The 13,024-nt window shown below is 39.9% G+C and carries 12 protein-coding genes; 9 read left to right on the top strand and 3 right to left on the bottom strand.

The window, feature by feature from the left end:
* Window positions 1-6: 6 nt before the first annotated feature.
* Entirely contained in the window at window positions 7-1,539 is a 1,533-nt protein-coding gene (locus tag AC27JL_RS04525; protein WP_487194927.1) for a catalase, read from the bottom strand.
* Between the two features lie 364 nt (window positions 1,540-1,903).
* Here AC27JL_RS04525 and AC27JL_RS04530 point away from each other — a divergent pair, with 364 nt between their 5' ends.
* The 5 genes from AC27JL_RS04530 to AC27JL_RS04550 all read left to right on the top strand — a co-directional run bounded on the left by AC27JL_RS04530 (window position 1,904) and on the right by AC27JL_RS04550 (window position 8,677).
* A complete protein-coding gene (locus tag AC27JL_RS04530; protein WP_058429908.1) occupies window positions 1,904-2,572 on the top strand; it encodes an HAD family hydrolase in 669 nt (222 codons plus the stop codon).
* Between the two features lie 134 nt (window positions 2,573-2,706).
* Complete coding sequence (locus AC27JL_RS04535) at window positions 2,707-4,428, top strand: purine-cytosine permease family protein (protein WP_487194928.1); 1,722 nt, start codon at window positions 2,707-2,709, stop codon at window positions 4,426-4,428.
* A 40-nt stretch (window positions 4,429-4,468) separates the two neighbouring features.
* On the top strand, window positions 4,469-5,989 hold the full coding sequence (locus AC27JL_RS04540) for a mannitol dehydrogenase family protein (RefSeq protein ID WP_487194929.1): 1,521 nt from the start codon (window positions 4,469-4,471) through the stop codon (window positions 5,987-5,989).
* A 2-nt stretch (window positions 5,990-5,991) separates the two neighbouring features.
* Window positions 5,992-6,909, top strand: a complete 918-nt coding sequence (locus AC27JL_RS04545) for a carbohydrate kinase family protein (RefSeq protein WP_487194930.1) — start codon at window positions 5,992-5,994, stop codon at window positions 6,907-6,909.
* Between the two features lie 301 nt (window positions 6,910-7,210).
* Complete coding sequence (locus AC27JL_RS04550; RefSeq protein WP_010556845.1) at window positions 7,211-8,677, top strand: carbon starvation CstA family protein; 1,467 nt, start codon at window positions 7,211-7,213, stop codon at window positions 8,675-8,677.
* Window positions 8,678-8,744: 67 nt separating this feature from the next.
* Here the strand turns inward: AC27JL_RS04550 and AC27JL_RS04555 are convergent, their stop codons facing one another.
* A complete protein-coding gene (locus AC27JL_RS04555; protein WP_008128564.1) occupies window positions 8,745-9,272 on the bottom strand; it encodes a TetR/AcrR family transcriptional regulator in 528 nt (175 codons plus the stop codon).
* A 204-nt stretch (window positions 9,273-9,476) separates the two neighbouring features.
* Between AC27JL_RS04555 and AC27JL_RS04560 the strand changes: the two genes are divergently transcribed.
* The 4 genes from AC27JL_RS04560 (at window position 9,477) to AC27JL_RS04575 (ending at window position 11,929) form a co-directional block, all read left to right on the top strand.
* Window positions 9,477-10,100 (top strand): glutathione S-transferase family protein, encoded by a 624-nt coding sequence (locus AC27JL_RS04560; protein ID WP_487194931.1) that lies wholly within the window; start codon window positions 9,477-9,479, stop codon window positions 10,098-10,100.
* Window positions 10,101-10,177: 77 nt separating this feature from the next.
* Window positions 10,178-10,870 carry a cupin domain-containing protein gene (locus AC27JL_RS04565; RefSeq protein WP_487194932.1) on the top strand — a complete coding sequence of 231 codons (693 nt, stop codon included), beginning with the start codon at window positions 10,178-10,180 and terminating at the stop codon, window positions 10,868-10,870.
* Between the two features lie 103 nt (window positions 10,871-10,973).
* Complete coding sequence (locus tag AC27JL_RS04570) at window positions 10,974-11,354, top strand: SpoIIAA family protein (RefSeq protein WP_487194933.1); 381 nt, start codon at window positions 10,974-10,976, stop codon at window positions 11,352-11,354.
* A gap of 170 nt (window positions 11,355-11,524) precedes the next feature.
* Window positions 11,525-11,929, top strand: a complete 405-nt coding sequence (locus tag AC27JL_RS04575; protein ID WP_006792633.1) for a hypothetical protein — start codon at window positions 11,525-11,527, stop codon at window positions 11,927-11,929.
* Between the two features lie 95 nt (window positions 11,930-12,024).
* Here the strand turns inward: AC27JL_RS04575 and AC27JL_RS04580 are convergent, their stop codons facing one another.
* Window positions 12,025-12,972 (bottom strand): carbohydrate kinase family protein, encoded by a 948-nt coding sequence (locus AC27JL_RS04580; RefSeq protein WP_487194934.1) that lies wholly within the window; start codon window positions 12,970-12,972, stop codon window positions 12,025-12,027.
* Window positions 12,973-13,024 lie beyond the last annotated feature (52 nt).

Below are 13,024 nucleotides of genomic sequence, written 5' to 3' on the forward strand. Positions count from 1 at the left end.
AAATTATTAAAGTTTAGCGGCTAGTTGTTTAACCATTTTAATATCGCCATTTACGGCTTTAGTTAAACGTGTACCGTACTCGCTGTCGGCTTTGTAAAAGTGGCTGAGCATTTTGTGCATAACTTTGCTGTCTTTTACTTTGCCTAAATCGCCAGCTAAGTTGTTAACTAAGTTAGTGCGTTCTTGCTTACTAAAGCCACGGTAAAGTACGCCAGCTTGAGCAAAGTTTTGCTGCTTTTTAATCGCGGCTTGTTGTACGTACCCTTTAAGCTCAGTGTTGCTTCTGCGTGCAATTGGGTTTTCTGCAACGTTTTCGTGACTTGGTTGGTAGTTCACATTACTTGTTGTATTACCGTAGTTCATTGCGCCGTCTTGGTTGTAGTTAACCACATCAACTTTTGCGCGGTTAATTGGCAATTGTTGGTGGTTAGCACCTAAGCGGTACATTTGTGTATCTGAGTATGAAAACACACGCCCTTGTAATAGTCTGTCTTCAGAAGGCTCAATACCCGGGATTACATTTGCCGGTGCCATTGCAACTTGTTCTGTAGATTGGAAGAAGTTAGTTGGCATACGGTTTAAGGTCATTGTACCCACTTTTGTTTCTTTAACGTCTAACCACATTTTTGTTGCATCTAATGGGTTGTAATCAAAGTCATCTAACTGCGATGGGTCAAGGGTTTTAATATATAGATCCCACTTAGGGAAGTTGCCTTTACCAATTTCGGTGTACAGGTCACGAGTTAAGTGTTGAAAATCTTTTCCTTGTACTTCGGCTACTTCTTTTGCATCTAGGTTGTCGATACCTTGTTGGCTTACCCAATGAAACTTAACGTATTTAACATCGCCTGATTTATTAATCATTTTATATGCATGTACGCCCCAACCATCCATTTTGCGTAAGCTTGCTGGTGTACCGTAGTCGCTGTATACCCACGTTAACATGTGAGTAGAGCCCGGCTCGTACGAGAAAAACTCAAATAAACGGTTAGGATCTTGAATGTTATCTACCGGAGATGGCTTTAACGAGTGAACCATATCTGGGAATTTAATCGCGTCACGGATAAAGAACACAGGTAAGTTGTTACCTACTAAATCCCAGTTACCTTGGTCTGTGTAAAATTTTGTAGCAAAACCACGAGGATCACGCAGCGTTTCAGGGCTACCTTTTGAGTGAATTACTGATGAAAAACGAACAAATACGTCTGTTTCTTTACCTGCTTCTGCAAATGGCGCCGCAATTGTTAAATCGTCTAGTTCTTTTGAGGCTACAAACACGCCGTGTGCGCCAGTTCCTCGCGCATGCACTACACGTTCAGGGATACGCTCGCGTGCAAAACGTTGCAGCTTTTGAATTAGGTGTACGTCTTCAAGTAATACACTGCCGCGCTCACCGGCGGTCATTGAGTTTTGATTATCGCCAACAGCTGCGCCGTTGTCTTTTGTAAGAGTGGTAACCGCACTTGCAGGTAATGCCACTGCAAGGGCTAATGCGCTTAAAGTTAATTTAGTTTTTGTTGTGTTTATTTGAGTTTTCATTGTCGACCTCATTATTTAAAAGTGCCGGCAGTGTTGCTGGCTGTTTAACTGTTAACGAGTGTATGGGTTAAATTTATTTCGGTAAAATTGATTGTTTAGATTGTAATAATCACAAAAGTAGATTGGCATCTGCAGTAAATACACTTGTTGTGAATACGGCATGCGATTTTAGTCGTAACAGCTAAAATCAAAACTAATGAAAATCAACAGCTTTTTTATTGAGGTGTTGATTATTTGAACTATGTGGCGGGTTTTTAAGTTCACAACGTGTTGACATATTATAATAATAAAGAGAATATGCTCACTCTCTGGGCTTATGCTCAGGTTTGTGTTTGCATAAAACTAAATGCAATAAGGTAAAAAAATGAACCCTAAAATTGAACTGGTTATTTTTGACTGTGATGGCGTTGTAATTGACAGCGAAGTTTTAAGTGCGCAAGTGCTCATCGATATGCTTGTTGATAAAGCGGTGTTTATTGACCGTGCTTATGTACAAGAACATTTTTTAGGGTGCAATTTTAAAGCGGTTACTCAAAAGATAGCCGATGCTTTTAATGTTGAATTGCCAGAGCGATTTGAAGCTGATTATAGAAATGCACTTTTACATGAGTTTGAAACAGCCCTAATGCCCACAAATGGCATTAAAGAGGTATTGGCTAATTTAGCTACACCTAGCTGTATAGCAACTAGTAGTAGCCCTGCACGAACAGAAAAGGCATTAAGCGTCGTTAAATTGAGTCATTATTTTGATGAGGTGTTTACTTCAAGTGAAGTAAAAAATGGCAAACCTGCGCCGGATTTATTTTTACACGCCGCTAAAAAAATGGGGGTTAACCCAGCCCATTGCTTGGTAATAGAAGACTCTATAGCGGGCGTGAGTGCGGCGCTTGCCGCAAACATGCAAGTACTTCATTACAGCGGTGGAGGGCATATGCAAGGAGCTGTTAATTTTGTTCACAAGGCATACCCCGAGGTTGCTCATTTAACAGATTGGAAAGCGTTTTATGAAATGTATCCAACCCTAAAAATATAAAAATAGCGTTGATTTAGTCCCACACTGACATGAATGACGTTGTTTAAGAATTTTCGAGGTTGTGTGCTTAGCCGCACACACAACTAAATGCACGTTTTTGTGATTATTATCGTGTTAAAACAATAGGAAGTACCATGGCAACGAGTCCACACACACACACATTTAAAGATATAAACGAAGAGCAACTTCCCGTTGCTAATAATAAGCTTCATGGTTGGAAGCATTTTGCCGGTTTATACGCGGGTGAGCATGTTGCAGCCACTGAGTTTGTTATTGGTGCAACATTTGTTGCACTGGGTGCATCAACCATCGACATTTTACTAGGTTTATTAATTGGTAATTTATTAGCAATGTGTTCTTGGTGGCTAATTACAGCGCCAATTGCAGTAGAAACGCGTTTAAGTTTATATAATTATTTGAACAAAATTGCTGGTAACTCAATGACTAAGCTCTATAACTGGGCTAACGTCATTATTTTTAGTGTTATATCGGCGGCGATGATTACGGTATCGTCCACTGCGGTTCGATTTTTATTTGATATTCCCGCACAGTTAGATTGGTACCCAAATAGTTTAGCGTTTGTGGGTATTGTTTTAGCCGTTGGCTCTATTGTTGTGTTTGTGGCTATGTATGGTTTTTCTACTGTAGCTGACTTTTCTAAAATTTGTGCACCCTGGCTATTTGTTATTTTTATAGCGGGCTCGTTTGCACTTTTCCCTGAACTTTCAAATCATGTAATTGGGTCAACCACGTTAACCAGCTTTAGTGACTTTATGACCATTGGCGACTCATCCATATGGACCGGTACGAATGCAGAAGGGGAGCAGGGGATTGGCCTACTTGAGGTAATTGGTTTTGCGTGGGCTGCTAACTCTATTACTCACTTTGGTTTAATTGATATGGCGATTTTTAGATTCGCCAAGCGCAAAAGCTATGGTTTGTTCTCGGGCGTAGGCATGTTTTTTGGTCATTACTTAGCGTGGATCTCTGCCGGTATTATGGGTGCAGGTGTTGCGGTATTACTTAAAACAACTATTTCATCACTCGATCCGGGCGATGTGGCTTACCACGCATTAGGTTGGACTGGGTTTGTTATTGTAATTATTGCAGGTTGGACTACAGCTAACGCAAACCTATATCGTGCGGGGCTTGCGGCGCAATCTATTTTTGTAAACCACTCTCGTGAGCGCACAACCGCTATTGTAGGGATTGTGACCGTAGTTATTGCATGTTTCCCGTTCGTATTTTCTCAAATGCTACCTTTACTTACTTATGCTGGCTTATTGGTTGTGCCTGTTGGGGCGATTGTATTTGCCGAGCATGTATTATTTCCTAAAATTGGCTTAACGCGCTACTGGGCTAAATACAAAAACATAACTCGAAGTGTGCCGGCCATTGCGTCTTGGGCGTTAGCGTTAGTGTTTGGCTTTGGTCTAAATGCGCTAGATGTTATGTCGTTTTATTACTTATTTATACCTACCTGGTTTTTTACCATTGTTGTTTACACGCTGTTAGCGAAAAAGTATGGCGCTGGTGAAGACTACAAACAACATATAGTTGCTGAGGAACAAGAGCAACGTGATATTAAAGCGTATCAAGCAGCGCAGGCGAAAGACATTCCAAAACCTGTAGTTGATGGTTCTATGTTTACTAAAGTGCTTAATGCGGTTTCGACTATTTCACTTGTCATTATTTGTATATTTGCAAGCCAAGTCATGTTTTTTAGCGACACAATGAGCATATATAGCGCAAACAAATTGCAGTTTGAGATAGCGTGTTTTATTTGTACGGTTATCTATTTTGTTACCGCTTATTGGTCATTAAAACGCCATAAAGCGCTCAATGCTGCATTGTAATTTACACGTTTTTTAATTTTTGTTTTAGTAAGGCCGCACCATGACACAACATCACACTAATGCCCTTGTTAAAGGGCTAAATCAACAAAGTTTGGCATATATGCCAAGCCATGTAGACACCCCTAGCTACGACCGCAGTAAAGTAAAAGCAGGTATAGTTCACATTGGCGTTGGCGGTTTTCACCGTGCTCACCAAGCCATGTATATTAATGAGTTATTAAAAACGCCAGGTTCTGAGCAATGGGGTATTTGTGGTGTAGGCTTGCTTGAAGCAAATCGTGGACTGCGCGATGTATTAAAGCAGCAAGACTACCTTTACACATTAACGGTAAGACACCCAAATGGGACAATAGACAATACCGTTATAGGTTCTATGATTGATTTTTTGTTTGCGCCTGAGAACAAACAAGCTGTTATTAATAAGCTCGCACACCCTGATACTAAAATTGTGTCTTTAACTATTACTGAAGGCGGATACAACTTTAACCCAGTAACGGGTGAGTTTGATTATGCAAACCCAGACATAATTAACGACATTAATAATCCAAACGATCCTATTACTGCATTTGGATATATAGCAGCTGCGTTGAAGCTACGTAAAGAACAAGGCCTTAATGCGTTTACAGTACAGTCGTGCGATAACATTCAACATAATGGCAATGTAACGCGCAAAATGTTACTCGCTTTTGCCGCAGAGCAAGATGCAGCATTAAGTGAATGGATTGCTGCTAATGTAAAGTTTCCCAATGCTATGGTAGACCGAATTACGCCAGTATCTAAACAAAGTGATATTGACTATGTTGTTGATGCTTACGGTGTTAGCGATGAATGGCCAATAACGTGTGAATCGTTTACACAATGGGTAATTGAAGATTCTTTTTGTGACGGGCGGCCAAATTGGGATAACGCTGGTGCTCAATTTGTAAAAGATGTAACCCCTTTTGAAACCATGAAAATTCGCTTATTAAATGCAGGCCACTCAGTACTGGGTTTACTGGGGTCTGTACATGGCTATGGCACAATTGACGAAACAGTATCAGATCCCTTATTTGCAAAGTACTTACGTGCGTTTATGGATAAAGAAGTAACGCCTAACCTAGAGCAATTAGAAGGCATTGATCTTGAAATCTACAAAGACACACTTATTGAGCGTTTTGCAAACCCTAATATTAAAGACAGCTTATCGCGTATTTGTTCGGAGAGTGCAGCTAAACTACCTAAGTTTTTAATTGCCACTATTAACGAAAACCTAGCGCAAGGGCGAGATGTATCACTAGCTACACTCGTTATTGCTGCATGGTGTTTTTATAGCGACAAAGGGGAAGATGAGCAAGGCAATACGCTTGAAGTAATTGATGCAATGCAAAGCGAGCTTCATGAAGCTGCTGCTAAAACGACGACTGATAACCTTGCATTTTTATCGCTAACAAGCTTATTTGGCGATTTAAACACGCAAAGCGCCTTTACGTCTCACTACAAAAACAATGTAGACGCGTTATACGCACCAGCAAGCAAAATAAAAGCAATTATGAAAAACGTGCTTGAGCCTAAAGGTAACTAATAATGAGCATTTTAATTGATTCTAAACAAGGTAAAGACGTAAGCGTAAGTTGTTTTGGCGAAGTGCTATGGGATTGTTTTGCAACAGGTAAACGCTTAGGTGGTGCACCATTAAACATGTGTGTGCGCATTAACTCATTAGGTATTAAAGCCGACATGATAAGCGCAGTAGGTAACGATGAATTAGGTACTGAGCTTCTTGGCGAAATTAAAGCAAAAGGCGTTAGTTGCGATTATATTACCGTTAATAACGACAAAAAGACCAGCACCGTACAAGTTACTTTAGACAAAAGCGGTTCAGCCAGCTACGAAATAGTCGCTGATACGGCATGGGACAACATTACTCTTACTGATTCACTTATTGAAAAAGTAAAAGCCAGTGATGTATTTGTATTTGGCAGCCTAATTGGCCGCAGTGAAGCCTCACTTGCTACGCTAAACCAGCTAGTTGATGTAGCTAACTTTAAAGTGTTTGACGTAAATTTACGCGCCCCGCATTACACATTAGACACGCTAGTAGATTTAATGAATAAAGCAGATTTTATCAAGTTAAACGATGAAGAGCTTTACGAAATTGCCAAAGCAATGGGGTGTAAGTTCCATTCGCTTGAGCAAAACCTAGCATTTATTGCAGAGCAAACTAACACTGAATATTTATGTGTAACCAAAGGCAGTCACGGCGCACTGTTAACTGTTAAGGGCCAAAATTATTATAATTCAGGCTATTTAATTAGTGTTGTAGACACAGTGGGCGCTGGGGATTCATTCTTAGGTTCATTGATATATCAATTATGTAGCAGCGATTGTGCTCAGCATGCGGTTGATTTTGCCTGTGCGGTAGGGGCTATGGTTGCAGAAAGTGCAGGTGCTACACCTACATTGACTCATGAAAAAATTAACGAATTTATGCGTCCTCTTTAAAAAAATTGTGTGTTGAAAGCGGCTTAAGCAATATGCTTAGCCGCTTTTTTTTGCCTAAAAATAGTGTGGTAAACATACATTTTGAACGTTTAAACAGCGGTATTCGTCAGGTTTCTAAACGAGTTATCAAATTACTTCATAAAGTGAACAAGTCATGAACGATTGCGACTAAGGTATTAGCTAAACGTCTAATTGTCTGTAAAAAATAGCTTTGATATTGTTCCAAAGTTATTAAGTCACCTTTATGCGAAGCGATACACACTGCGCTTCTAAATACACATACAAAAGAGAAACGTGCTTTATGATTATCTTTTTTATTTGCCTCACTATATTAATTTTGGGATATAAGTTTTATAGCCCATTTGTAGAAAAACAAGCAGGCATGGATTCAACGGTTGATACACCACAAAAACGCTTTAGTGAAGGTGTTGATTACGTGGCTATTCACCCTGTTCGTGCTTTTTTAATTCAATTTTTAAATATTGCAGGTGTGGGTCCAATTTTTGGCCCTATATTGGGCGCTTTATATGGTCCGGTTGCGCTTGTATGGATTGTGTTAGGAAATGTATTAGGTGGCGCTGTTCACGACTTTTTCTCAGGTGTAATGAGTATAAAAGAAGACGGTAAAAGCTTACCTGAAATAGCTGGTCACTATTACAATGTTGTATTTAAAGGCTTTATGCTTATTTTCACCGCAATGCTGTTATTTTTTGTTGGTGTAGTATTCATAATGAGCCCAGCGGGTTTACTTAGTAACTTAAATTTATTTGAAGGTACATTTTTAGCCAATAATACTTTTTGGGTATTGGCTATTTTGGCTTATTACTTTTTAGCGACGCTGTTACCAATTGATAAGATCATTACACGTTTTTACCCTATTTTTGGTTTGTTAATGATTGTTATGACAGTCGCTGTTGCCGTGTCGTTACTTATTAACGCGCCACATTTACCGGTTGCTGGCGACTTTTTGGCGTATTTTGAAGCCGATCACGCGCATGACTTTTTAGCACCAAACCCCGACGGGTTACCAACTTGGCCCCTATTATTCATAACCATTACCTGTGGTGCTATTAGTGGTTTTCATTCAACGCAAGCACCTATTATTGCTCGTTGCTTAACAAACGAAAAATATGTACGCCCGGTGTACTACGGTGCCATGATGTGTGAAGGCATTGTTGGTTGTGTTTGGGCATTGGCTGGTATTGCGGCTTTCCCTGAAGGTTATGCTGGTTTAAAAGCAATGCTTGATCAAGGTGGTCCAGGCTTAGTTGTAAACCATATTGCAAATAGTTACTTAGGTGTATTTGGCGGTATTATGGCAATTATTGCGGTTGCTGTTTTCCCTATTACCTCAGGCGACACCGCATTTCGTTCACTGCGCTTAACGGTAGTTGATGCCTTTAATATTCCGCAAAGTATACGTAATCGTCTGTTGTTGGCTTTACCTATTCTAACTATTGCTTACTTTATGACCAAGTTGGATTTTTCATTAATTTGGCGTTACTTTGCGTTTTCAAATATGTTGCTTTCTACCAGTGTACTATGGCTTGCTACTAAGTATTTGTTTGACCGTGGCACCTTTCATTGGATTGCGAGTATACCTGCGGTTATTGCAACGGCTGTGACCTTGTCGTATATCACAACAGCTGCAATTGGTTTTAACTTATCGAGCGATTTAGGTAAACCCATAGGTGCAGGGGTCGCGGTGATTGGTCTGATCATACTTGCCATTGTGCATGCTAAGCATAAAGCGAGCCCAGCAGTTTAAATAATTTCCGTGTAAAACTAAAAAGCGAGCTAATTAAGCTCGCTTTTTTATTCGTCAAATCGTCTGGTTAAATACTGTCTCGCGTTGCTAAATCAAAGTAGCTGTGATCGTCGAGTGTTTTACTGATCATCATCGCACCCTCAAGCATACTTACCGTTTGAATAGCTGCTTTTTGTGGGTTTATTTCACCGTTGACCGAATGCGCTGCGCTTAGCCAGGTTAAATTTTGAGTGAAAAAGCGCTTTACTTCTTCACGTACTTTTTCAGGTAAGCTGTCACTCTCGGCGCCAAGTAAACCGCATAAGCACATTTTTTTATCGGTCACCAATGCGCCTCTAAATAGCGACGTATAAAAGTCGATAGGGTTTTTACCTTGCGCTTTTAACTCAGCGGGCTCCCCTAATGAAAGCAAAAACGCATCAGTGTATTGATGTGCAAGCTCTGCGCCTAAGTCGGCTTTAGTAGGAAAGTGATAATGTACACTGGCGCTTTTTATACCTACTTCGTTAGCAAGTTCTCTAAAGCTAAAATTGCTGTATCCGCCTAGGCGTACTTTATTCTCTGCCGCTTTGAGTAGGGCCTCTTTTTTGCTCATACATCTTCATCCTATTGTTGACCATAAAATTATCGACCAGTAGGTAGTTATTTTCAAGCCTTAATATTTTTATAAATAAAATATTAAGTTTCATGCGGTTAGCAAATACTCTGCTTATGTAGTTATTTTAAAGTTTGACTTAGTTTGGTATAAAGAATATAAATACCTATCAGTAGGTAGGTGAATTGAAAAAGGTCAAACTCAATGAAAATTTATGATGTAGAAAACTTTCCAAACCCGCTTCGCATTCGTATTGCGCTAGCGGAGAAAAATGCGACAACTGAAGTTGAATTTATTCCAGTAGACTTGCTTAATGGTGAACACCGGACAGAGGCTTTTATAGCTAAAAACCCATTAGCTGGTGTGCCAGTATTAGAGCTTGACGACGGAACATTTATATCAGAATGCACTGCAATTACTGAATATATTGATGCTGCTTTTACAGGGCCATCATTGATGGGCATTTCGGCAAAAGAGCGCGCAGTAATAAATATGATGCAAAAACGTGCTGAGTCTATGGTACTTGATGCTGTTGCAACGTATTTTCATCATGCTACTGATGGATTAGGCCCAGAGCTTGAAACATATCAAAATATTGCATGGGGCGAAAAGCAAGGTGAAAAGGCGCGTACTAACTTAAATTATTTTAACGATATACTCGCTAAATCAAGGTTTGTTGCGGGCGATAATTTTAGTATTGCCGATATAACTCTTTATGCTGGATTAGTGTTTGCTGGGTTTGCCAACATTGCGCTACCGAGTCATTTAACTCATTTGCTTGCGTGGCAAAAAGCAGTTGCAGCTCGACCAAGCGTCGCGGGCTTATAAGTAAAAGTGGGTTCAATAGGCCAATTAAACTCGGTATATTGAGTTTAATTGGCAAAACAAAAATTTAAGGGGCAAGCATGAAAATAGCAGCCGATTTTAGTCAGCGTATAGTGGTGAACAGTAATACATTACCGTGGGTAAAATCGCCTATGGCAGGCGTTGATAGGCGACCTCTTGATCGCATCGGCGATGAGGTTGCGCGTGCAACGAGTATTGTTCGTTATGCACCAGGTAGTGAGTTTTCGCCACATGTTCATACCGGCGGGGAAGAGTTTGTTGTGTTAGAAGGTGTTTTTCAGGATGAACATGGCGATTTTCCTGCTGGCTCGTACATTAGAAACCCGCCGCAATCACAACATAAGCCGGGTTCAAAAGAGGGATGCACTATTTTTGTTAAGCTGTGGCAGTTTCAGCCACAGGATAGAACACACGTTCGGTTGCAAACTCACTTTATGGGAATCGTTGAACACTCAACACAACAAGGGGTTGCGGTAACACCTTTATACAAAGATGAGTTTGAGGAAGTTAGCTTAATTCATTTAGCGCCTAATGCGCAGTTTGTTTTAGATGCTGAGTGCGGAGCTGAGTTGTTAGTAATTGAAGGCGCCGTAACAGAAGGGCAAGATTTGCTTGAAAAAAGTAGCTGGTTGCGTACGCCTGTAAATTCTAATGTTTTAGCAAAAGCAGGCAAGCTGGGTGCTAAGTTATGGGTTAAAGAAGGGCATTTAAACGATGTAGATAACCAAATTGCACGAGTGCAGGGAGCTTAACTAACTTAAGCTCAGCTTAAATACGGTTTTGTTGATTTGCTTCATCATTGATTAATATAAAGTGCTTTATGCTCAAAACTTACTATAAGAATGAGCAAATGTAATGGCAAATTTAATTCCTAGTTTAACACTTGATATAGAAGGCGCTGGACGCGAAATTTTTATAACGTTAAAAGCAGTGGGTAATTTAAAGCACGCTGATTACAATGCAATTACCCCTAAAATTGAAGCCGCGCTTTTAAAGGTAAACAACCCGATTATTAATTTATTTATAGACGGCATTGAGTTAAAGGGCGTGGGTTTTAAATCGATATTAGACGATTTGAATTTAGGGATAAAGCATAATAAAGCGCTAAGTAAAGTAGCTATTTACGGTAATAAAACATGGCAAGCAACCGCTGCAAACATGGGGAATCGTATTATTTGTGGTGAAATGGCTTACTTTGAAAATGCCACTGCGGCAATTGATTGGCTTGAACACTAGTTTTAAATGGGCCTATTATTTTGGGTTTAGGCTAGTGTTATTAGACTAAAGTCTATAGGTTAGATTTATTCACTTATTAGTTTTGTTTTTATCGTTTGTCGGTTTTATAGGGATCCTCTAAAGTTCAGTTGTCGGCAACAAGCACGACTTAACTTAACAGGATTATGACCATGAAAACACTTATCAAAACTATCGCTCTTGGCTCACTATTAACATGTTCAGCTGCTGCAATGGCTGATCAAAGTGATTACAAATTAATGGTTATTGAAGCGCAAACCGCGCCGCAGCCACTTGAGCAATCTTTTAATAGCTGTGCACTTAATGTTAAGTCAAAAAACTACGCTGAAGCAGAACAAATTTGTACTAAAGCAATTGCACTTTTACAAGATGCCGATGCCCCTAAATTTAAAGTTCGTCAGCTTACATCATTTGCATTAAGCAATCGCGGTGTAGCGCGCCTAAAAGCTAAAAATGAAACGGCCGGCCTTGCTGACCTATACGAGGCAAAACAACTATCTAACAACGATATGGTATCGCATAACTTAACGCGCGCTAAAGAAGAACTTGCTTTATAACATCCAGATAAACAATAGTTGAAAAAGCCCCTGTAGGTATTTATCTACAGGGGCTTTTTTAGATTAATTTTTAAAATGTTGCAGGGTGTGTTAGCTCAAAGTACGTCGTTTAAAACGGGCAATGCAGGAAAAGCACCCTTTGATAAACAGGCTTTTGAGCCACAACGAAGGCCAAAACTTAATGCGTCTTTAATTACTTGTTTATTATTGAGTTTGTCGCTTGGTAATAGCGTCTCGTTGAAATGATTTAAATGATATAACACACCTGCAATAAACGCGTCTCCGGCACTGGTTGTATCTATTGCATTAATAATCGGTGCAGCTTCACTTACGTTAAACATTTTATGGTAAACAGTGGCAGGCTCGGGTCCATCGGTTAAGAAAATTAAACTAACGCCTAACTCTAATAGCGATTGTAAATATTCATCACCTGATTGACTGGTGTGTTCTGCTAAAAAATTTAACTCATCACGTGATAGTTTTATAATGTCGCAATGGGCGTAGCAGGCACGCACATTAGGCTCAATATCACGAATATTATGCCAAAGGCTGTATCGTAAATTTACGTCAAAGCTAACAAGTTTATTATGAATTTTTGCTTGTTTTAAAGCGCTCAATGTTGTGTTTGCAATGGCAATACTGGTTAGCGTATTTGAGCAAAAGTGTAGGGTACTTATTTCATCCCACTGAATTTGCTGTAAATGTTCAGGAGCAAGGAGTAGGTCGGCGGTGTTATGGCGGTAAAAATTAAAGCTGCGTTCGCCAGTTTCATCTAAGCTGACAATAACCATCGCTGTTTGCGCATTTTTTATAGTAAATAAATACTCGGTGCCGACATTATATTGCTTTAACGCGTCGGTAAGTTGTTTGGCAAAGTAATCATCACCCATACCACCACAAAATGCAGCGCTACCACCTAACTTTGCATAGCCTACTGCTACGTTTGCAGGTGCGCCACCAGGAATAGGTAAATACGCTGTGTTGTGTGAGTCTTGTGGCAACATATCAATAAGCAGCTCGCCAAGGCTTAGTAATTTGGTCATGTTATAAATCCTAAAAAACCTAGCAAGGCTAGGTTAAATGTAAGGGAGAGTA

The organism is Pseudoalteromonas sp. 4NS20-0020 (genome assembly GCF_057554385.1).